This window comes from Haloplanus sp. GDY1, from assembly GCF_023703775.1.
Taxonomy (GTDB): domain Archaea; phylum Halobacteriota; class Halobacteria; order Halobacteriales; family Haloferacaceae; genus Haloplanus; species Haloplanus halophilus.
Map to the genome: position 1 here is coordinate 42,890 of NZ_CP098514.1, position 19,920 is coordinate 62,809.

A 19,920-nucleotide genomic window follows, 5' to 3' on the forward strand; every position below is an offset into this window, starting at 1 on the left:
GCATCCATCGAAATCGTGGTGGGCTATAAGTTCACAGGGCGGGCGTCTTTGGTATCGCTCCGTTCCTATTGGGCATAGAATTCCGACTCGAAATAGATGTCCGCGTTATGGCTCGCAGTTGATGAGATACCGGACCTCTATTTCTCCGGCGTCCAGTTCGGTAACTCCTTCTGACGGATTCGACTCGCACGTCAGCTGCCGATACATTCATTTTGTCACTTTCAGATGTCATCACAGTGTACCTCTACACCCCTGATGACGTCGACCGCAAGCGCGCCCACCACCAGGCCGTGAAGCAGGACGCCGACGACGTCCCCACCAAACGCCGCGGCAACCTCGGAGAACTCGCGTTCGAACAGTTTTGTCGGGAGTACCTTCCCGTCGAAATGTGGGAGTGGGAAAACGAGGAGGCGATTCGCAAGTGCAACCCCGAGAGCTTCTCCGCGTACGACTTCGAGGTGTTCGGCTACGAAATCGACGTGAAGACCTCCCGCGACGTCTCCGCGTTCCGTCCGTCGAAACTCCTCGATCAGGACCCTGACGACGAAATCATCGTGATGGTGTGGCACCGTGACAACGAGGACGGGCTCATCCTCCTCGGCTGGGAGCGCGTCGAGACGCTCACATCGAAAGTGTCGACCCAGGAAGCGTACTCGGGCGACGAACCGACGAAACTGGACCACCTCGCCGCTCGCCCGATGAACGAGCTGATGGATCTCGGCCCGAACACGGCCCACATGAACCAGAAGCCACAGAACCCGTTTTCGCCGGGCGACCGCGTCATCAAAGCTGGTGACGAAGATGCATCTGTGGCGGTCGTCGTCGAAGTACTCCCTCCGGAGAAGGACGTGGGCGTCTACGGCCAGTCGATGGACGGCGAGGCTGTCTGTGTCGCGTTCCCCAGTAGCCTCGATCAAGGGCCGAGCAACTGGCGAGATATCGACCCGGCCCTCCTCTCGTCGTACTGCGACGACCAGGACATCAAGCTGTACACGTACAAGCACACGAACCTGGAATTCGCCGAGAATCCGTTCACGCCGGGCGACCGGGTCGTCAAGGCGAGTCACGACGATCCCGACGAGGCCGTCGTGGTCGCCCGTACTGACGGCGCCACCTCAGAGCCGGTGTCGGTGGTCTACACTGGACAGCTTGAGGATCCGGAGATGTTTCCGGGCGCTCTGGAATCACACTGTGACGGCGAGGGAATCAAACAGTACTCGTACGCCCCCTCTGACTTGGAGTGGGCCGAGTAGAACCTCGTATGGAACGCAACGCGCTACTCGACCGGTTGTACTCGCTGTTGGACGACCTCGAACGACAGGTGGGAGGGATGCAGCGACTCGGGGACTGCGACGGCTACATGGACTGGCCGGACCGCGGTGTCTACTTCTTTTTCGCCACCGACGAGTACCGCACGAACGGCGACAAGCGCCGCCTCACGCGGGTCGGCACGCACGCAGTCTCCGACGGGAGCGACACGTCCCTCTGGAATCGCCTTCGAACGCACCGTGGTGCCCTGAGCGGAACGTACGAGGACGGCGGTAACCATCGTGGGTCGGTCTTTCGGGAACGGGTCGGCGAAGCACTCATTGAACGTCACGACCTCCACGACGACTATCCCGAATGGGGGCACGGAAGCAGCGCTAGCCGTGACCGGCGTCTCGCGGAGCTCGACTTGGAGCGACGCGTCAGCGACTATATCCGTGAACTCCCGTTCCTCTGGGTGAAGATCGACGACGAACCGAGTTCCGACAGCGACCGAGCCTACGTCGAACGAAACACCATCGCCCTCGCGAGCAATTACCGCCGGGAAGCGATCGATCCACGGGCCGACGGATGGCTCGGTACCGACAGCCCGAGCGAGAAGATCCGAAATTCGGGTCTGTGGAACGTCGACCACGTCGACGAATCCTCTGACCCGGCCTTTCTCGACCGGTTAGCCGGAGCTATCGAAGAAACAGGGCCGCCGTAATTAGCACTCTCTGCTCTATTGCACCCTCGTTAGCTGATACAAACGATGTTCTGAGACGGAGATTTCATTCGGTACTGTAGAGCAGCGACTCCGGAGAATCTCGCTCAGAACGCCGACGCACCGACGGAGAGAGGAAGGGGAATTTATCCGTTCTCCGGATGTACGCTTGGGCATGAGTATCGATTCCGGGCACGGACCTGGCCGGGAATCGCGAATCACCCTGACCCACAACGAGGACGGGACCTGGACCGCCCGAGACCTCGAAGTCGAGGTGTCCGCTCAGGACGAAATGCGAGACGAGGCCCTCGAAAACCTCGATGCCGTCGTCGACGCGATCGAAAACGACGGTGGGCGTGAACCCACCGAGGAGGAGCTGCGAGAACTCGGAATCGATCCCGACGAGAACACACCGGGTCGCGGCGACCTGCCGGACGTTCTCAAGTAATTCGAATCTCCAGTTGGGGATATTCGCAAGCTCTGGATTCGTTCGGATTCAAGCCCGGTTCAGATCGGAATCCGGAGCGATTCCTTGTTCCGTGAGGAGCATTCGTGCGTCCCGTCGCACTGTCTGGTTTTCCGGGCGATCCTCGTGAGTTCGAATGCTCTTTGATGGACTCTGCGACCAGATCCACCGATTCCTCAGTCCCACAGCTAGCGACACTCCGGAGTGTTTTTTCGTAGCCACCCACCAACATCGGCAGTCCCTGTTCCGACCCGAGCACTTCATCGTTGACCGCCGTAATCTCGTCGTTCAGATTGTCGACGCCGTGAAAGCGGCCGACATCAGTGTCGTCACGCCTCTGTCCCGATTTTATAATCGGCAACACCGTTCGTCCCCGAGAAAGACTTGACTACGTCTATTTTCCGAACCAGTCACGGAGTTCGTCCTCGTACTTCTCCCCGATTCGAAATTCCACGTGCGTGTGGGAGTCATCCTCCCACTGACCGGGGATTAGGTCCCTCCGGAACTCTTCGGAGTACCACTGAACCCAGTGGCTGAGATGTATATTCAGCGCTCCCGTGTCGTGCGGGACGGACAGCCCATGGTTGTCCCGCATGCGCTGACGGATATCGACACCACGCACCCACTCCCCTTCGGCGTCCAGCAATACCTTCAGTAATGCATTTTTCTTCGGCGACAATCTCTCGAAAAAGTCGTCCGGTACGGTCATTGTTCTTCCAGTCCCTTCCTGATCTCCTCTTTGTACTTGTCACCGATTCTGTGCTCGGAGTTCTGGTGAGTCTCGTCCGCCCACCGTCCCTCGATCACATCCCGTCGTAGGTCTTCACCGTACTTCCGCGTGAGTCCTGCGATGATACCCGCCGATGCACGTCCACTCTGCCCCACATCTGCATCGTAGTCTTCCCTCATCCTCCGCCGAATCTCCTTTCCCTTTAGCCACTCCCCATCAGCATCCAGTAGGACCTTCAGCATGATTCGTTGCTTCTTCGATAGACTGTCGAAGAAGTCATCCGGGAGCCCGTCGCTGCCGGTCTCTTCCTCAAGCAGAGTCTGTCTCCCATCGTGAACAGCCACGTCCAGTAATTCGACACCAGTGGTCTCGGACACCTCTTTGTCGAACCCGATGCCCTCCCCGCTGAGGGAGACGGCGACTGATCCCTGGCCAGTTTCTACGTCGTCACGTAGTGTGAGTTCCATTATTTTGAGGGCGGTACTCTCTGAAACCTCACGCTCGAACGTGAGGCCGTCGCCAATTGTTTCCATTGTCACGGTCATCCTCACTCTGACAGTACTCTCTATATTATGTTAAAACTTGTCCTACTGTTGGTTCTGTAAGTAAGAACAGTACTATGCAATCCCGGTGAATCCTGGATGACGATTTCGACTACCTCTGGCAGCAACACTGTTGTATGCCGCTTTCTCACGACCGCCGCCACCCATGGAAATACCGTGAAAATGCAGGCTTCAGGCCGACGTTGTCAGCACTCTCCGTTCCTGCGGCACATCGAGACACGCAGGGTCGTACTCCTCATTGACGTGGTCTCCGTTCCACAACGGCGACTCACGGATTTTCGCGCTCCGGCTGTACTGTCCTAACCGATCCTTGCGCGGGTCAGGCGTCTCTCGTTCGTACGACGACGTATCCCTCGTCGACGTCGGGGAGGAGCCGTCGCTCCGTGTGCGCGAACACCTGTGGCTCGGTCAGGTCGGCCGCCGCGCTTGCCATGTTCGCCCAGTTCCGGGAGCGGGCAGATCAAGATTCGGTCGGTGGCGCCGTTCCCACCGCGCGGAGGGGCCGTGGTTCGGTGCCGCCGTCGCTGCCGCGACCCCACCGCTCCCGACGGCACGGCGCCTCACGGGCACGTCAGCCGCGACCGGAACTCGGGGCGACCCTCGACGCCCAGATCCGCCGCCAGCAGCGCGCCCGCGGCGGGTCCCAGTTCGCCCTTCGAACGCCGCTCGTAGTAACCGAGCCCCGTCGTCACGTACGCCGTCTCGTAGTTCTCGCCGCCGAAGGTCAGGCTGGACACCGTCTCCGCGGGGCAGGCGACCGTCTCGACGACCGCTCCCGAGTCGTCGTACCGGACCACCTGCCCGCCGTTCCACTCCGCCGACCAGACGTCCCCGGTCGCGTCGACGGTGAGTCCGTCCGGAAGGCCGTCGCGGTCGACGGCCGCGAACGCGGTGCGATCCGAGAGCCGCCCAGTCGCCTCCTCGTAGGCGTATCGCCGGATGCGACGCGCCTCCGACTCCGTGACGTACAGGCCGTCCCGGGCGGGCGTGAACCCGAGTCCGTTCGGGATGGCCAGATCGTCGACCAGGCGGTGGTACGTGCCGTCGGGATCGATCCGGTAGAGTCGACCGGGACGGCTCTCCGTCGGCATCGTCCCGGCGAACACGCGCCCCGCCGGGTCGGCGACGACGTCGTTGAATCGGGTATCGGACTCCTCGGGGAGTTCGAGGACCGGGTCCGCCTCCCACGTCCCCGTATCGAGACGACGGACGACTCCGCCGTCCTCGAAGAGCAGCAGGCTGCCGTCCGCCTCCACCGTGATGCCGGCGATCACGTCGGCCTCGAACACGTGCGCGTGCTCGCCCGTCGCCGGACGGTATCGGAACAGCGACCCCGCGGGGACGTCGATCCAGTAGAGCGCCTCGTCGTCGGGGTGCCAGATCGGCCCCTCCGCCACCTGGCAGCCGTAGTCGGCGACGATCGCGATATCGGTACTCACGGTCGGTACTGAACACGGCCACGGTGTTGAATCACCCGCACGGCTCCACCGAGCGCCTCGGCCACTCGTCCCCGTCGCCCTTCCGGGGGTTCGATACCGGTCGGCGGCACCCCCGGTCGCTACTCGAACGTGACTTCGACGTCGGGCGGCAGCGGCAGTCCGCGTTTTTCCCGTGCGGCCATCACGCGCCGGAACCCCTCCTGCATGCGGGGTCGCTCCGACGTCTCCAGGTCGTCGGTGTCGAACGCACCGTCCTCGCCCCCTTCGACGGCCACGCCGCCACCCAGACCCGCTCGGTACCGGTGTTCCCGACCGTGTGCATACGGCCGGTCGGGACGAACGCACAGTCGAACTGACGCATCGTGACGTCCCGGTACTCGGCCTGCAGACGGGCGTGGCCGTTCAACACCCAGTATCTCTCCTCGGTCGGACCCTCGCTCTCGAAGTGGCCGTGAAAGCCGATGTACGACCCCGGATCCAGCCGTTCTGCCATGACCCGAGATGATAGGCTTCCGAAACGACATAACCGTTCGTCGAGGTCGGGCGAACGCGCCGCCGCGTTCGATGGTGCCGGAGTGACGGCGGCGGTCGGCGCCGGACACCGCCCCGACGCGGCGCTCGTCGGCCGCCGCCTCACCCGGCCCGCATCCAGAGGTCCCGTCCCACGACGGCGACGGCGGCCGCGGCCGGGAGCACCACGGGGAGGGAGCCGGCGGCGCTCCCGTCCACGTCCAGGGCGATGCTCACGGCCACGACCAGCACCGGGAGGACCGGCCCCCCGGCCACCGCGGCGCCGAGGACCGGCCTGTCGCTACGGAGGTAGCCGACCCCCCACGCGAGCAGTCCGGGAAACAGGAGGAGCAGGGCGAGCAGGGCGAGTGCGGCGCCGAGCAGCGCGTTCAGCGTGTTGGTCGGGTCGCCCATCGTCCCCCTGCCGGCGGTCACCAGGAGGACCGTCGCGAGCGTTCCGATCCCCGCCCCGATCAGCGCCACGACCGCGGTCCAGCGTTGCCAGCGCGCCAGTCGCTCCCGGTCGCGCCGGTAGAGGGCGATCAGACCGAGCACCGTCAGTAGCACCGCGGCCAGCGCCACGGCGGGGACGACCGCCCGCTCGAACCAGAGGGCGCTGAACCGCGGCGGGTCGAAGACGTAGGAGTCGGTCGGCATCGGGCCGACCCACCGGGTCGGGACGCTCGCGACGAGTGCGAGGAGGCCGCCGAGGGCGGTCAGGCCGCCGACGAACCGGTGGCCCGGGGTCCACACGGTCACTCACCCCCCACGGCCACGACGGTCCCGCGTCGCGTCGCCGTCACGACGCCGCCGTCGAGGACCGCCGGCGCCAGCAGGGGTTCGACGCTCCGGAACCCCCACGTCGCCTCGCCGAAGCGGGCGGTGAAGGCGAGCAAGCGGGGGGGCGCCCGTCGGTCGCCCGACCCGGACCCCGTGGCGAAGGCGTGCCCGCCGGCGGCGGCGGTGACCGCACCGTCGCCGACGTACGAACACCAGCGAGGTTCGGGGGCGCCCTCGGCGCGCCGGTCGAGCGCGAACGTCGCGTCGCCGGCCTCGCCCGGCCGCTCGACGGCGTAGACGGTTTCGGGGGTGACCACCGGCATCGAGTAGGTGCGGCCGCCGCCCCGGTCGACGCTCCAGCGCTCCGACCCGTCGTCGAGGGCGACGCCGACGACCCCCTCGTAGCTTCCGAGGAAGACGGTGCCGTCGGCGACGACGGGGTCGGACTCCGGGCGCACCGACGACGACCACAGTCGGTCGCCGGTCGCGGCGTCGAGGGCGCGGAGTTCCTCGCCTGCGACGACGACGGTGCCGTCGGCCACCGCGGGGAGCGACCCGCCCGACGTCGCGGCCGCCCAGCGCCGATTCCCGCCGGCGGTGTCGAGGGCGACCAGTTCGCCGCGGCCGGGAACGAACACCGCGCCGTCGGCGACGACGGGCGGACCGGCAGGCGTGACGTCGGTGGCACGCCACCGTTCCGTCCCGTCGTCGGTGCGGAGGGCGACGACGCCGTCGGCGGTCGGCACGTACGCGGTGCCGTCGTCGAGGACGGGCGGCGCGAGTTCGCGCCCGTATCCCCGGGACGACGCGACCGACGCCGGCGCGAGTGAGTCGTCGTGCCACCGCTCTTGGCCGTCCCGGAGCGAGAGCGCGAACGCGCCCGCGCCGGTCGTGATGAAGACCCGGCCGTCGGCGACGGTCGGCGCGCTCACGTCGGTCGCGACGTCGTCGACGGACGGGGCGGGAAGCGTCGTTCGCCAGCGGAGCGTCGGGCCGTCGGTCGGCGGCCGCCGCGACGGGGCAAAGCCCGTGTTGGCGGCGTCGAACCTCGGCGCGGGCCAGGCCCCGCCGGGGAGGGTGTCGAACCCCCGGGCGGCCTCGCCCGTGCCGAACGTCGTCGTCGGCTCCGGGGGCTCGCCGTCGGGACACGACGACGAACAGCCGCCGAGTCCGGCGACGACCCCGGCCGAGAGCGTACCGAGAAACGTCCTGCGTTCGATGGAGGGCATCGGTCCCCCCTTGTGACACCTCCGTGAAAGGTGTCCCGGATCGTCTCACGCTCGGCACCGGGACACGGGCGTCGAGACGACGGCGACGGAGCGCCGAAGACACGCGAGAGCGTCCCGCGGGCAACGCTACCCGTGTTTCTCGAGTTCGACGACGAAGACTGCGCCCCTGGGGTCGTTGTCCTCGACCCAGACCCGTCCGCCGAACTGTTCGGTCAGCGTCGACACGAGATAGAGGCCGATTCCGGAGCCGGGGCTTTCGATCCCTTTCTCACCCTTCCCGAAGATCCGCGATTTCCGATCGTCCGGAACGCCCGGCCCGTTATCGGCGATCCGAACCCTGACCGTGTCTCCGTCCTCCTCGCAGGAGACGTCGACCTCGGGGGTCGAGACGTCGGAGTGGCGCACGGCGTTTTCGAGGACGTTTCTGAAGACCGACGACAGCATCTCGTTGGCCCGTACCGCCGTGTCGGGAACGCTCCCGTGGACGGTGAACTGCGCGTCCGGATACGACTCCCGGACGGCCGTGAGTTCCGTCCGGAGGTGGTGTCCCAGATCCACCGCCGTTACCTCGACGGTCCGATCCCCGGAGAGTGAGTCGATAAACTCCCGGGCCGTGTCCGTGAGTTCGATCACGTGCTCGGCTCTCTGTATCACCCGTTCGAGCGCCTCTGCACCGTCGTCGTCCACGTGTTCGTGAAGCGTGCTCGCCCACCCGTGAATCACGGCCATGTCGTTACGGATGTCGTGGCGAACGACCCGGTTCAGTGCCTCGAGTTGCTCGGTTTTCGCCTCGAGTTGCTGTCGGTACTCCTCCCGTGCAGAGACGTCGGTGATCGTGATCAGTTGTCCCGTCATCACCTCTCCCGAGGTGAACGGGGTGTGTGAGATCTGGTAGTGGCGTACGTCGTCGTCCCGGGTGAGCGTGAGGATCTCCGAGTCGGCGAGGCGATCCACGAGTGACTGGTCGACCTCCTCGAGTGGCCTCCCGGTCGACCCCCGTAACGCCGGAACGATCTCCTCTGCGGCCTGGTTGTAGTCCCGGATCCGGGACTCGGAATCGAGAAAGATCGCCGGTTCACTCGTCTCGCCCGTCAGTCGAATCGCCTCGAAGCGGCGGAGATAGACGAACAGCGTTCCGACCGCGAAGATGGCGACGCCGGGCGGTTCGTACATCAGGGGCAGCAGCGAATCGATCCGGGGGCCCAGGATCGTGGCGATCGCCGGAATCCCCGTCATCCCCGCGAGGACCACGAGCGGACGGCTATCCGTTCCGGTGTGGTAAAACTGCTCGACGAGCATGAAGAAGCCGACCGCGACGAGGGCATACGAGACCCCGAGGACGATCCAGTAGAGCAACTGGTGCTGGATCGCGAGGTGTGGGAAGGGGTCCGTCGCCCACGTCGACGTAAAATACAGTCGATGGAGTGGGTTCGTGATCTTCAGCGAGAGAATCAGCAGGAAGACGCCGACGATCGCCTTCCGGTACGGCGCGCGGCGGGGTGGGCGCCCCGTGTACGCGGCACAGAAGTACAGAAACGCCCCGACGGCGACGAGTGCGAAGCTGAAACCCAGGATATAACATCCGAGTTTGCTCGACGTGGTTGGTGCGAGGAGATACCCGACGTAACTGCCCGACCAGAGCGCGACCGAGAGGAGGAGTCCGACGAGCCCCGTTCGGGTTCCGGCGTGCTGGATCCCCCGTGCCCGGGGGATACTGGCGAGACAGACGAGTCCCGAAAGGCCGAACACGAACAGATGACCGAGCAGTACCGGATTCATTCCGTCCGTGTGGGGGTCCACCACTCCGGACACGGTTAATTGCTAGGGTAGCCCGGCCCGACGGCGCTGCGGTCCGGCCGCTCAAGTGCACTCCTCGCCATCCGCGAGCGGCCGGTGGCCGTATCCGGGCCGACCGCGGCGTGTACGCGCGTTTCCCGTTGGGTCGACGCAGCCGTCACCGCCGGTTGCCACTCCCGGGAGCTATTATACGTCCGGGCCGAACGCACCGGTACATTTCGCCCGAACCACCACGATGGACTCCAATCACTTCCTCTTCGTTTCGGCCGACGCCGCACTGATCACCGACCTCGCGTGGCAAGTCCACGAGGAGGGCCACGACGTGAAGTACTACATCGAAGCCGAATCGGACAAAGAGATCGGCAACGGGTTCGTCCCGAAGACGGACGACTGGCGTGCGGAGGTGGAGTGGGCCGACGTCATCGTCTTCGACGACATCTGGGTCGGCTCGGACGTCGGAACCGGCGCGCTCGCCCGGGACCTCCGGGAGCAGGGGAAGGCCGTCGTGGGTGGCACGCCGAACACCGACCGCCTCGAAGAGGACCGCGGCTACGCGATGGAGGTCCTCGAGGAACACGGCGTCGATACCGTCGAGCACCACGTCTTCGAGGACTTCGACGCCGGCATCCAGCACGTCCAGGCGAATCCGGCCCCGTACGTGATCAAACCGCTCGGGGAGGTCCAGAACGTCAAGCGACTCCTCTACGTCGGGAACGAGGACGACGGCAGCGACGTCGTCGACGTCCTTCGAGCCTACGAGAAAGCGTGGGGGCACCGGATGAAGGGCTTCCAGCTCCAGCGGAAGGTCGAGGGCGTCGAGGTCGCCATCTGCGGGTTCTTCGACGGTGAGCGGTTCATCGACCAGGTCAACTTCAACTTCGAGCACAAGAAACTGTTCCCGGGAAACATCGGCCCGTCGACGGGCGAGATGGGCACGTCGATGTTCTGGGGCGGGCGAAACAAGCTGTTCGAGGAGACGTTCGGAAAGCTCGAAGGCTGGCTCGCCGAGGAGGGCTACGTCGGGAGCATCGACCTCAACTGCATCGTCAACGAGACCGGCATCTACCCGCTGGAGTTCACCCCGCGGTTCGGGTATCCGACCATCGCGCTGCAGGAGGAGTCCTTCGAATCCGCGACCGGGCAGTTCTTCTACGACCTCGCACACGGAAACGACCCAGAACTGGCGGTGCACAACGGCTACCAGATCGGTGTGCGTGTCGTCCTCCCGCCGTTCCCGTTCGACGACGAGAAGACCTACGACGAGAACTCCCGCAACGCCGCGGTCGTCTTCGACACCGAGAGCCGCGAAGGGATCCACCTGGAGGACACGAAACGGGTCGACGGACAGTGGCGGGTCGCCGGCGAGAGCGGCATGCCCCTCGTCGTGACCGGGAAGGGCGAGACCATGCAGAACGCGCGGGAACGGGCCTACGAGCGCGTCGACAACATCGTCATCCCGAACCTCTACTACCGCGACGACATCGGCGAGCGCTGGACCGACGGCGACGGCGACAGACTGCAGGCGTGGGGGTATCTCGGGCCGCAGCCGTAGCACCGGAGGGGCGGGGACGACGCCATCGCTCCGCTCCGCCGTAGCACGCTCGACGCCCGTACGGAACAACCGTTATCACTCCGCGCGTTCAACGCCAACGCATGACATCCACGCTGGTCGCGGACGCGATGACCGCACCGATGCTCACGCTGGACGCGGAGACCCCGGTCGACGAGGCGGCCCAGGGGATGCTCGAAGCGGGGATCAAATCGCTCGTCGTCGTCGGGGAGGGCTGCCGTCCGGAGGGCATCTTCACCTCGACGGACGCGCTGCGGGTCGCGGCCGACGGGCGACCGACCGACGAGGCGACCGTCGGTGAGTACATGACGACGACGGTGGAGACGGTCAGCCCCGACGACCCGCTCTCGACCGTCGCCCGCCGCATGGTCGAGGCGGACGTCAGCCACCTGCCGGTGACCGACGCCGACGGCAACGGGGTGGGGATCCTGACGACGACGGACCTGGCCGAGGCGCTGTCGGCCGCCGAGGCGCCGACCGGGTCGACGTAGGCCCGACGGGGACCAAGAGTTACTACCCGTCGGGTTCGTTCGTGTGTATGGCCGTCGACCTCGAACGACTCGTGCGCTACCCGGCGACCGGCGACGACTGGGCGAAGACCCTGCTCGTCGGTGGCCTGCTGACGGCGCTGTCGGTGTTGATCGTGCCCGCCTTTCTCCTGTACGGCTACCTCCTTCGCGTCCTCCGGGACGGGATGGCCGAGGGGAGGGAACCACCCGTCTTCGACGACTGGTGGACGCTCCTTCGCGACGGCGTCGTCGCCGTCCTGATCGTCCTCGTCTACCAGTTCGTCCCGCTGCTCGTGGCGGCGCTGACGGTCGGTGGCTCGGTGCTGGCGCTGCTCACCGGGTCGGAGGTCGGCGTGGGAGTCGGGCTGTTCGGACTGCTCGCGGGGCTCGCGCTCTCGGCGGCGCTCGCCCTGGTCTTCGGCTACGTCACGCCGATCGGCGTCGCCAACTACACCCGCGAGGGGACGGCCGGCGCGGCGTTCGACACCGGAGTGCTCCGGGACGTCGCCCTCGACGGCGCCTACGCCGTCGCGTGGCTCTACGGCGTCGCGCTCCTCCTCGCGGCGAGCGTCGTCGCCGGACTCCTCGGGTTCGTCCCCGTGGTCGGCGTGTTCGTCGGCTTCTACGCACAGGTCGCGGCCGCCTGGGTCTGGGGGAAGGGCTTCGCCGACGCGATGGGGCTCGACGGTGCGGTCGAGTCGGCGTCGCCGTCGACCGCCTGAGCCCCGACCGGCAACCACAACCCTGAAACGCGGCGCCGTCGGGGTTCCCGTATGCCCACCGTCGCGGAACGCCTCGGCGTCGAACCGGCGCGGCTCTGGCTCGGATCGGTCCTCACCCTGCTGGCCGCGCTGATCGGCGGGTCGCTCGCCTTCCCACGCGCCGTCTACGACGGCTTCGTCTGGCACTTCTTCTGGGGGCCGGTGCAGGCCGACGCCAACGCGGCCGTCTGTGCCATCCGCGAGGGCGGCACCACCCGGTACCTCTACGACGCGGCGGCGTGCCGGGCCGCCGCCGAACCCGTCGCGTACCCGGGGTACACGCTCGTCTCGGAGGTCGGGTACGTGATCGTCCTCCTGATCGCGCTCTCCGGCCTCGTCTTCGTGTTGCGGCGACTGGAGGTCGGCTCGGACCGGGAGCTCTTCTACGCCCTCCTGCCGTTCGTCTTCTTCGGCGGGGCGCTCCGGGTCGTCGAGGACGTGACCGACACCGCCGGCCCCGCGGCGCTCGTGGACTACCCGCTGAACACGCTCATCATCAGCCCGATCATCTACTTCACCGTCTTCGCGGTGACGCTCCTGGCGCTCGTCGGGAGCGTGGCCCTCGAGCGCAGCAAGGCCGTCGAGGACTACACCCGGCCGCTCGCCGGGTCGGGCGTCGTCGTCCTCGTCGCGACGCTCGCCTTCCTGCTGTGGAGCGCCCTCTCGCCGGACGGCCCGGGCACCTTCCACCCGCAGGTGCTGATCGTCACCCTCGCCGGCGCGACGGCCGCGGCCGGGGGCACCTGGTGGCTGGTCGAGCGCTACGCCCCCGCGGTCAACGCGGGCACCGGCCGGATCGGCTTCGTCGTCGTCTGGGGCCACGCCGTCGACGGCGTCGCCAACGTCGTCGGCCTCGACTGGATGGTCGCGCTCGGCGCCGGGCCGAACCTGGTGCCCAAGCACCCGGTCAACAGCGCCATCGTCGACATCACGGCCGCGACGCTCCCGGCGTCGGTGCTCGCGCTCACCGGCGACACCTGGCCGTTCCTCGTCGTGAAACTCGTCGCGGCGACGCTCGTCGTCTGGCTGTTCGACGAACGGATCTTCGAGGAGAGCCCGCAGTACACCATCCTGCTGTTGATCGCCATCCTCGCGGTGGGGCTGGGTCCCGGCACGCGGGACATGCTCCGGGCGACGTTCGGCGTCTAGGGATAGGGGTGGAACGGCCGGTCGAGTCGGGGCTCGTACCCCAGGTCGGGGGGCACCGTCTCGGCCCGGTCGCCGAAGTAGGGGTCGTCGACGAACAGCGGTTGGGCCTCGGGGCTGAGAACGCGCACCGCCTCGAAGCCGAGGTCGGCCACGTCCGGCGTCGTGACCCGTGCGGCGTACGTCGACAGCCCCGCCGCGCCCGCCCGCTCGACGACGGCGTCGAGTTCCGCTTCGCCGTCCGGCACCGCGTCGGGACCGACCGTCGCCGCGGGCACGCCGTCGCCGGCGTCGGTGAACTCCCGGGCCTCCGGCGGCAGGTCGGCGTACCGGGCGATGGCGCCCTCCTCCTCGGCGGCGTCTTCCGGTCCCATGGCCCGGAGTTCCATCCAGTTCTGGAGCGCCTCGGCGAGCGCCGACCGCGCCGCCGCCGTCGCGTTCAGGTCGGCGCCCGACCCGAGGGCGAAGCGGGGCCAGCCCTCCTCGCGGTGGACCGAGACGGCGACGACGGGCACGTCGACGTCGCCGGTGATCAGCGCCGGCGTCACCGTCAGGCGCTCGGCGCGGGCGCGGTCCACGAGCCTCGAGAACCCGTCGTCGTCGACCGACAGCCCCAGCGGTTCGTACGTCGAGTACCACGCACACATCGCGGCGTCGCGCTCGATCACCTCGTAGAGCCCCGACAGCAGCGCCTCGACGCCCGCGTTGCCGAGGCCGAGGCCGGTGGTGATCGCCGGGCGGTGGCGGGCGGCCGGCGGCGGGTAGTGGACGAACTCGGCGGGCAGGGAGACGGGGTCGCCGGTCGCCAGGTCCTCACCCGCGACCCACTCGATGGGCGCGTCGGGGTCGACCGCCCGGTCGTCCGGACGGACGAACGCCGCCGGCGAGACGCCCCGCTCCCGCGCCGCCGGCGGCGCCGTCGCGAACTCCTCGGCACGATAGACGCCGGCGCAGTAGCGCTCCAGGCCCTCGCCGAGGGCCTTCACGTAGGCGCGGTCCCAGTCGTCGTCGACGCCGGCGGTGTACGCCGCCGCCCGGGCGTCGCTGTAGGCGGTCGTGTCGGCGGTCGCCGCCAGATAGTAGGGGGCCGGGAAGGACTCGCGCTCGCCCACCTGCGTGAGGAGGCCGACCCGGTCGTCGACGGCGCGTTCCGCCCGGGTCACGGCGTCGTCGAGCGACGCCTCACGGTGCGTGCGCCGCAGGTCGCGGTCCCGGGCCTCGGGACGGGGCACCGCGAGGACGCGCCGCTCGCCGCCGGGCACCTCGACGACCGTCCCCCCGAGATCCGCCCCGGAGAGCAGGGAGACGGCGCGGTGGCCGGCCACCGCCCCCGCGAGGCGGACGGCGCTCCGGTCCCCCGAGGGCTGGCCGTCACCGTCCTCCCCGCCCGCCGACTCGACGCGCGCCCGCAGGTCGCGGTGGCCGACGCCGCCGGCGAAGACGGTCACCGCGGCGTCGAGGTCGGGACGGGGCGTCCCGCCGAGGCCGCCGATCTCGACGGCGAGCCAGCGACTCGCCGCGTGGTCGGCCGCCTCGAACGCCGGCGCGCCCGCCGGCGCGATCACGACGCCGAGCGGGTACGAGCCGAGTTCGCCGGGCGCCGCCGTCGTCGCCGTCGCGTCGATGTCGTCGAGGGCGGCCCGGAACGACTCCGCGGCCGGCCCGCTCCCCGCGATACCGATCTGCATGGGACGGCCGACGCCCGCCGTGGGGAAAAGTGGTCGGAAGTGGGGAGTTCAGGCGGAGTGGTTGAGCGTGACCGCGGCGAGTTCCGCCGGCGTCACCTCGTCGAAGCGGTCCTCGTTGAGTTTCAGGCGGAGTCGGGGGCGGCCGACGTCGATGGGGACCTTCTCGGTCCGGATGAGCCCCTCCTCCTCCAGCGTGGTCTTGGTGCGGGAGAACGTCGCCTTGCTCGCGATGCCGACGTCCTCGCCCCACTTGCTGATGTCGTAGAGGAGGACGTCGTTGTGGGCGGCCACGAGGAGCGTGAGCGTCACCTCGTCGAACTCGCTCGCGGCGTCGCGCGCCTCGTCCAGGGCGTCGAGCGCGGCGTCGAAGTCGGCGCGGACGTCCTGCCCGATCTCCTCGCCGAGCGTCTCGCGAACCGTCGAGAGCGGGGGCGTCCGCAGGTCGAACGCCGACGCCGGGTCCCACTGGGCCCCGTAGGTCTCGCGGACGGCGTCGACGAACTCCGACTCGTCGGTGCCGAGCGCGGCCACTCGGTCGCCGACGGAGACCAGCGCCCACACCGCCCCCTCGGTGACGACGAGCGCGTTCGTGCTGCCGGTGCCGCCCGTCCGAATCGAGAGCGTGCCGGCGTCGACGTGGTCGGCGGCGTTGCTCGCCACCACGAAGTCGTCCATCACCTCCTTCAACAGCCGCGAGTCGGCCAGCATCCGCACCGACGGCGGATCGGCCGCCGCCGTCGTGACGGCCGTCAGCGCGCGCACCGCCTCCGCCGTCGGGTCGACCAGCAACAGTTCTTCGGCGGACTCGAAGACGGTTGCGAGTACCTCCTCGAACTCCCGTCCGTGTAGGTTCTCCCCGGCGACCATGGCGTGAATATCGCCACATCCGTATTTAATTTTAACGACCAACGGTCTCCGTAACAGAGTAATTTCTGTCCAGACAGTTGATTAATTTTTTCTCGTCGGCAGAATTGCACAGAGGGTCCAGAGCGGAGAGACAGCTTTATGCGTCGCTTGGGCCGCGTGTACCCATGGAACACGACCACGTCCGTGCGACCGATCCCGCGGTGGCGGAGGCGCTCGTCGGCGAGGCCGAGCGACAGCGGAACACGCTCTCGATGATCGCCTCGGAGAACCACGCGAGTCGGGCCGTCGTCGACGCGCAGGGCAGCGCCCTGACCAACAAGTACGCCGAGGGCTACCCCGGCGAGCGCTACTACGCCGGGTGCGCGTACGCCGACGCCGTCGAGGAACTGGCCGTCGAGCGGGCCAGGGAGCTGTGGGGGGCCGACCACGTCAACGTCCAGCCCCACAGCGGGACCCAGGCGAACATGGCCGTCTACCTCGCGGTCCTCGACCCCGGCGACCGCATCCTCTCGCTCGAACTCGAACACGGGGGCCACCTCAGCCACGGCCACCCCGCCAACTTCGCCGGGCAACTGTACGAGGTGGACCACTACCGCGTCGACCCCGAGACGGGCTATCTCGACTACGAGGGCCTCGCCGAGCGTGCGGACGCGTTCGACCCCGACGCCATCGTCTCCGGCTTCTCCGCCTACCCTCGGCAGGTCGACTGGGAGCGCATCGACGCCGTCGCCGACGCCGTCGACGCCTACCACGTCGCCGACATCGCCCACATCACCGGGCTGGTGGCCGCGGGGGTCCACCCCTCGCCAGTCGGCGTCGCCGACTTCGTGACCGGGAGTACGCACAAGACGATCCGGGCCGGCCGGGGCGGCATCGTCATGTGCGGCGAGGAACACGCCGACGCCGTCGACGACGCGGTGTTCCCGGGCGTGCAAGGCGGCCCGCTGATGCACAACGTCGCGGGCAAGGCGGTGGGGTTCGGCGAGGCGCTCGACCCCGAGTTCGAGGAGTACGCGGAGCAGGTCGTCGCCAACGCCCGCGCGCTCGGCGACCGGCTCGCGGACCACGGGCTCTCGCTCGTCTCCGGGGGCACCGACACCCACCTCGTGCTGGTCGACCTGCGTGACTCCCACCCCGACCTCTCCGGCGGCGACGCCGAGGACGCCCTCGCCGCGACGGGCATCGTCCTCAACGGCAACACGGTGCCGGGGGAAACCCGGTCGCCGTTCGACCCCAGCGGGATCCGCGCCGGCACCGCCGCCCTCACGACCCGCGGCTTCGACGAGGCGGCCACCCGCGAGGTGGCCGACCTGATCGCCCGCGTCCTCGACGCGCCCGAGGACGGGACCGTCCGCGACGACGTGAGCGACCGGGTGGACGAACTGTGTGCGGCCCACCCGCTGTACGAGTAGCGGGGCTCCGACGGCCGCGGGGGTCGTCCGCCCCCGACGACTCGCGCTCGGGACGTATCAGTTCCGAACCAAATTAACTATACCCCTCAACGCAGACAACCGAACCAAGAGTCATGAAACTCGCTACAATCGGTGTCGGAAACGCCGGAAGCAAGATCGTGGATCGGATGGTGGAGTTCGAGTCCGAAACCAACCGGAACCTCTGTCGACACGTCCACGCGATCAACACCGCGCGGACGGACCTCGCCAAGCCCGAGTACATCCCCGAGGAGCGGCGCGTTCTGGTCGGTGACACGAACCAGAAGTCGAAAGGGCACGGCGTCGGCGGCGACGTGGAGATCGGTGCGGAGGTCATGTCCGCGGACATCAACGAACTCCGCCGGGCGTTCGACGACATCGAGATCCACAACGTCGACGCGATCCTCGTCGCCGCCGGCCTCGGCGGCGGCACGGGAAGCGGCGGTGGCCCCGTCGTCATCGACGCCCTCCAGGAGATGTACGACGAGCCGGTGTACGCCCTCGGCGTCCTCCCCGGCGAGTACGAGGGTGGCCGACCGGCGCTGAACGCCGCCCGGTCCCTCCAGTCGTTCGTCAACAAGACGGACAACTTCATCGGCTTCGACAACGACGCCTGGCGCGCTCGGGATCAGACGATCGAGGAGGGGTACGAGCAGATGAACCGCGAGCTCGCGTCCCGGATCGTGACGCTGCTGGCCGCGGGCGAGACAGACGACTCGGAGGTCGCCGAGAACGCGATGGACTCGAGCGACATCATCCGCACGCTCAACACCGACGGGGTGTCCTCCATCGGCTACGCCGCCACGGCGGTCGACGCACAGCCCGAGGGGCTGCTCGACAGGTGGGGCGGCAGCGGTAGCGAGGAGGACGACCTCGACGACGCCAGCCAGGCGACGAAGATCAAGGCGCTCGTCCGCCGGGCGACCAACTCACGGCTGACGCTGCCGTGCGAGGTGTCCAGCGCCGAGCGGGTGCTGGTCGTGCTGTCCGGCCCGCCCGAGGAGTTCTCCCGGAAGGGCATCGAGAGCGCCCGCCAGTGGCTCGAACAGGAGGCCGAGACGGTCGAGGTGCTCGTCGGCGACGACCCGCGCGAACGCTCGTCGCAACTCGCCGCCGCCGTACTCCTCTCGAACGTCTCGGAGGCCCCGCGGATCGACACGATCCAGAACCAGGCCATCGACGCACAGGAACAGATCGCCGAGCAACAGGCCGAACGCGAGGAGAAGATCAACGACCTGATCACGGACGACAACGACGACCTCGACCCCGTAGTCTGAACCGTGAACCGAACCGAACGCACCCCTGCCCATCGACGAGGGAACCGATGAAGCTCGCGCTCGTCGGCGTCGGCGGTGGCGGCAGCCGCCTCGTCGATACGATTCGCGGCCTCGAGGCGTCCGGCGATCGGCAGCTGTGCTACGGGCATCTGCTCACGATCGACATCTCACGGACCGTCGACGACGACTTCGAGCACGTCTCCCCGGACCAGCACGTGACGATCGGCGACACGCACCGCGAGGTCGACGAGGGTGTCGACGGAGCACAGGAGCTCGCAGTCGAGGTCGTCCGCGCCGACTTCCCCGAGATCCAACGCTCGCTCGACTCGATCCCCATGCGCAAGCTCGACGGCGTGCTGGTCGTCGCGTGTCTGGGCGGCGGCACCGGCAGCGGCGCGGGGGCCGTCCTCGTCGAGCGGCTCCAGGAGCTGTACGACAAACCGGTGTACGTCCTCGGTGTCCTTCCGGCCGCGAAGGCGCCCGACCGCGCGGCGCTGAACGCCGCCCGGTCGCTCAGGTCCATCGTCCCGGCGGCCGACAGCGTCATCCTGTTCGACAACGACCGCTGGCTCGACCCCGACGCCGCCGACGTCGACGAGGAGTACGAACGGGCGAACCGCGAACTGGCCGGCCGGATCGTTTCGCTGTTTGCCAGGGAGGAGTCCGACCCCGACTCCATCGGGGCGAACACGATGGACTCCAGCGACATCATCCGTACGCTCTCGCCGGGCGGGGTCACCTCGGTCGGCTACGCCGAGACCGATCTCGACGACGGCGGCGGATTTCTGTCGTGGGTCCTCTCGCTCCTCCCCGGCGACCGGGGCGACGAGGAGTCGGACGACCGGACCGACGCCGGGAAGATTCAGGGGCTCGTCCGACAGGCGCTCAACTCGCGGCTGACGCTGCCGTGCGAGGTGTCAAGCGCCGAGCGAGTGCTCGTCGTGCTGTCCGGCCCGCCGGAGGAACTCTCCCGGCGTGGCTTCGAGAGCGCCCGCCAGTGGCTCGAAGAGGAGACGGAGACGGTCGAGGTGCTCGCCGGCGACGACCCGCGGACGGGCTCCTCGACCGTCTCGGCGGTCGTGTTGCTGTCCAACGTCACCGAGGTCCCGCGGATCGACGCGATGCAACGGCAGGCCGTCGAGTACGAACGCAGTCGGACCGTCCAGGCGGCCGACGAGTCGGACTGACC

At 68.0% G+C, this 19,920-nt stretch carries 19 protein-coding genes and 1 pseudogene; 10 read left to right on the top strand and 10 right to left on the bottom strand.

The window, feature by feature from the left end:
* The first annotated feature begins 236 nt into the window (after positions 1-236).
* From NBT67_RS00250 to NBT67_RS00260, 3 genes are all read left to right on the top strand, one after another.
* On the top strand, positions 237-1,253 hold the full coding sequence (locus NBT67_RS00250; protein WP_251342818.1) for a DUF7961 domain-containing protein: 1,017 nt from the start codon (positions 237-239) through the stop codon (positions 1,251-1,253).
* An 8-nt stretch (positions 1,254-1,261) separates the two neighbouring features.
* The gene (locus tag NBT67_RS00255; protein ID WP_251342819.1) at positions 1,262-1,972 is read left to right on the top strand and encodes a GIY-YIG domain-containing protein; all 711 of its coding nucleotides are present in this window, start codon (positions 1,262-1,264) and stop codon (positions 1,970-1,972) included.
* 172 nt (positions 1,973-2,144) lie between these two features.
* Positions 2,145-2,417 (top strand): type II toxin-antitoxin system HicB family antitoxin, encoded by a 273-nt coding sequence (locus NBT67_RS00260; RefSeq protein WP_251342820.1) that lies wholly within the window; start codon positions 2,145-2,147, stop codon positions 2,415-2,417.
* Positions 2,418-2,829: 412 nt separating this feature from the next.
* On the opposite strand, the gene NBT67_RS00265 is transcribed toward NBT67_RS00260, so the two are convergent.
* The 8 genes and pseudogenes from NBT67_RS00265 to NBT67_RS00295 all read right to left on the bottom strand — a co-directional run bounded on the left by NBT67_RS00265 (position 2,830) and on the right by NBT67_RS00295 (position 9,486).
* On the bottom strand, positions 2,830-3,144 hold the full coding sequence (locus NBT67_RS00265) for a hypothetical protein (protein ID WP_251342821.1): 315 nt from the start codon (positions 3,142-3,144) through the stop codon (positions 2,830-2,832).
* The gene (locus tag NBT67_RS00270) at positions 3,141-3,710 is read right to left on the bottom strand and encodes a hypothetical protein (protein ID WP_251344396.1); all 570 of its coding nucleotides are present in this window, start codon (positions 3,708-3,710) and stop codon (positions 3,141-3,143) included. Before NBT67_RS00270 ends, NBT67_RS00265 begins: the two co-directional genes overlap by 4 nt.
* Positions 3,711-3,899: 189 nt before the next feature.
* Positions 3,900-4,013: pseudogene (locus NBT67_RS18250) on the bottom strand (GIY-YIG domain-containing protein); the annotation flags it as partial.
* Between the two features lie 275 nt (positions 4,014-4,288).
* The gene (locus NBT67_RS00275; RefSeq protein ID WP_251342822.1) at positions 4,289-5,167 is read right to left on the bottom strand and encodes an SMP-30/gluconolactonase/LRE family protein; all 879 of its coding nucleotides are present in this window, start codon (positions 5,165-5,167) and stop codon (positions 4,289-4,291) included.
* A 181-nt stretch (positions 5,168-5,348) separates the two neighbouring features.
* On the bottom strand, positions 5,349-5,660 hold the full coding sequence (locus tag NBT67_RS00280) for a cupin domain-containing protein (protein ID WP_251342823.1): 312 nt from the start codon (positions 5,658-5,660) through the stop codon (positions 5,349-5,351).
* A 140-nt stretch (positions 5,661-5,800) separates the two neighbouring features.
* On the bottom strand, positions 5,801-6,436 hold the full coding sequence (locus NBT67_RS00285; protein WP_251342824.1) for a hypothetical protein: 636 nt from the start codon (positions 6,434-6,436) through the stop codon (positions 5,801-5,803).
* Positions 6,433-7,686: an outer membrane protein assembly factor BamB family protein gene (locus tag NBT67_RS00290; protein WP_251342825.1), complete on the bottom strand. Its 1,254-nt coding sequence runs from the start codon at positions 7,684-7,686 to the stop codon at positions 6,433-6,435. The genes NBT67_RS00285 and NBT67_RS00290 overlap by 4 nt, the downstream gene beginning before the upstream one ends.
* Positions 7,687-7,812: 126 nt before the next feature.
* On the bottom strand, positions 7,813-9,486 hold the full coding sequence (locus NBT67_RS00295; protein WP_251342826.1) for a sensor histidine kinase: 1,674 nt from the start codon (positions 9,484-9,486) through the stop codon (positions 7,813-7,815).
* Between the two features lie 232 nt (positions 9,487-9,718).
* Between NBT67_RS00295 and NBT67_RS00300 the strand changes: the two genes are divergently transcribed.
* From NBT67_RS00300 to NBT67_RS00315, 4 genes are all read left to right on the top strand, one after another.
* Positions 9,719-11,035 (top strand): phosphoribosylglycinamide synthetase C domain-containing protein, encoded by a 1,317-nt coding sequence (locus NBT67_RS00300; protein WP_251342827.1) that lies wholly within the window; start codon positions 9,719-9,721, stop codon positions 11,033-11,035.
* 101 nt (positions 11,036-11,136) lie between these two features.
* Entirely contained in the window at positions 11,137-11,544 is a 408-nt protein-coding gene (locus tag NBT67_RS00305; protein ID WP_251342828.1) for a CBS domain-containing protein, read from the top strand.
* Positions 11,545-11,591: 47 nt separating this feature from the next.
* Positions 11,592-12,284, top strand: coding sequence for a DUF4013 domain-containing protein (locus tag NBT67_RS00310; RefSeq protein WP_251342829.1), 693 nt, complete (start codon positions 11,592-11,594; stop codon positions 12,282-12,284).
* Between the two features lie 51 nt (positions 12,285-12,335).
* Positions 12,336-13,472 carry a DUF63 family protein gene (locus NBT67_RS00315; RefSeq protein ID WP_251342830.1) on the top strand — a complete coding sequence of 379 codons (1,137 nt, stop codon included), beginning with the start codon at positions 12,336-12,338 and terminating at the stop codon, positions 13,470-13,472.
* Here NBT67_RS00315 and NBT67_RS00320 read toward each other — a convergent pair.
* Entirely contained in the window at positions 13,469-15,157 is a 1,689-nt protein-coding gene (locus tag NBT67_RS00320) for a YcaO-like family protein (protein WP_251342831.1), read from the bottom strand. The genes NBT67_RS00315 and NBT67_RS00320 overlap by 4 nt on opposite strands.
* A gap of 48 nt (positions 15,158-15,205) precedes the next feature.
* Positions 15,206-16,024, bottom strand: coding sequence for a transcriptional regulator TbsP (tbsP, locus tag NBT67_RS00325; RefSeq protein WP_251342832.1), 819 nt, complete (start codon positions 16,022-16,024; stop codon positions 15,206-15,208).
* A gap of 164 nt (positions 16,025-16,188) precedes the next feature.
* Here tbsP and NBT67_RS00330 point away from each other — a divergent pair, with 164 nt between their 5' ends.
* The 3 genes from NBT67_RS00330 to NBT67_RS00340 all read left to right on the top strand — a co-directional run bounded on the left by NBT67_RS00330 (position 16,189) and on the right by NBT67_RS00340 (position 19,918).
* Complete coding sequence (locus NBT67_RS00330) at positions 16,189-17,436, top strand: serine hydroxymethyltransferase (protein ID WP_251342833.1); 1,248 nt, start codon at positions 16,189-16,191, stop codon at positions 17,434-17,436.
* A gap of 113 nt (positions 17,437-17,549) precedes the next feature.
* Positions 17,550-18,731 (top strand): tubulin/FtsZ family protein, encoded by a 1,182-nt coding sequence (locus tag NBT67_RS00335; protein ID WP_251342834.1) that lies wholly within the window; start codon positions 17,550-17,552, stop codon positions 18,729-18,731.
* Positions 18,732-18,778: 47 nt separating this feature from the next.
* Positions 18,779-19,918, top strand: a complete 1,140-nt coding sequence (locus tag NBT67_RS00340; RefSeq protein ID WP_251342835.1) for a tubulin/FtsZ family protein — start codon at positions 18,779-18,781, stop codon at positions 19,916-19,918.
* The last annotated feature ends 2 nt before the right edge of the window (positions 19,919-19,920 follow it).

Excerpts from the sequence above, each read along its gene's own strand:
- NBT67_RS00255 (WP_251342819.1), top strand. The coding sequence starts at position 1,262 with ATGGAACGCAACGCGCTACTCGACCGGTTGTACTCGCTGTTGGACGAC.
- NBT67_RS00260 (WP_251342820.1), top strand. The coding sequence starts at position 2,145 with ATGAGTATCGATTCCGGGCACGGACCTGGCCGGGAATCGCGAATCACC.
- NBT67_RS00265 (WP_251342821.1), bottom strand. The coding sequence starts at position 3,144 with ATGACCGTACCGGACGACTTTTTCGAGAGATTGTCGCCGAAGAAAAAT.
- NBT67_RS00270 (WP_251344396.1), bottom strand. The coding sequence starts at position 3,710 with ATGACCGTGACAATGGAAACAATTGGCGACGGCCTCACGTTCGAGCGT.
- NBT67_RS00280 (WP_251342823.1), bottom strand. The coding sequence starts at position 5,660 with ATGGCAGAACGGCTGGATCCGGGGTCGTACATCGGCTTTCACGGCCAC.
- NBT67_RS00290 (WP_251342825.1), bottom strand. The coding sequence starts at position 7,686 with ATGCCCTCCATCGAACGCAGGACGTTTCTCGGTACGCTCTCGGCCGGG.
- NBT67_RS00300 (WP_251342827.1), top strand. The coding sequence starts at position 9,719 with ATGGACTCCAATCACTTCCTCTTCGTTTCGGCCGACGCCGCACTGATC.
- NBT67_RS00305 (WP_251342828.1), top strand. The coding sequence starts at position 11,137 with ATGACATCCACGCTGGTCGCGGACGCGATGACCGCACCGATGCTCACG.
- NBT67_RS00310 (WP_251342829.1), top strand. The coding sequence starts at position 11,592 with ATGGCCGTCGACCTCGAACGACTCGTGCGCTACCCGGCGACCGGCGAC.
- NBT67_RS00315 (WP_251342830.1), top strand. The coding sequence starts at position 12,336 with ATGCCCACCGTCGCGGAACGCCTCGGCGTCGAACCGGCGCGGCTCTGG.
- NBT67_RS00320 (WP_251342831.1), bottom strand. The coding sequence starts at position 15,157 with ATGCAGATCGGTATCGCGGGGAGCGGGCCGGCCGCGGAGTCGTTCCGG.
- tbsP (WP_251342832.1), bottom strand. The coding sequence starts at position 16,024 with ATGGTCGCCGGGGAGAACCTACACGGACGGGAGTTCGAGGAGGTACTC.
- NBT67_RS00330 (WP_251342833.1), top strand. The coding sequence starts at position 16,189 with ATGGAACACGACCACGTCCGTGCGACCGATCCCGCGGTGGCGGAGGCG.
- NBT67_RS00335 (WP_251342834.1), top strand. The coding sequence starts at position 17,550 with ATGAAACTCGCTACAATCGGTGTCGGAAACGCCGGAAGCAAGATCGTG.
- NBT67_RS00340 (WP_251342835.1), top strand. The coding sequence starts at position 18,779 with ATGAAGCTCGCGCTCGTCGGCGTCGGCGGTGGCGGCAGCCGCCTCGTC.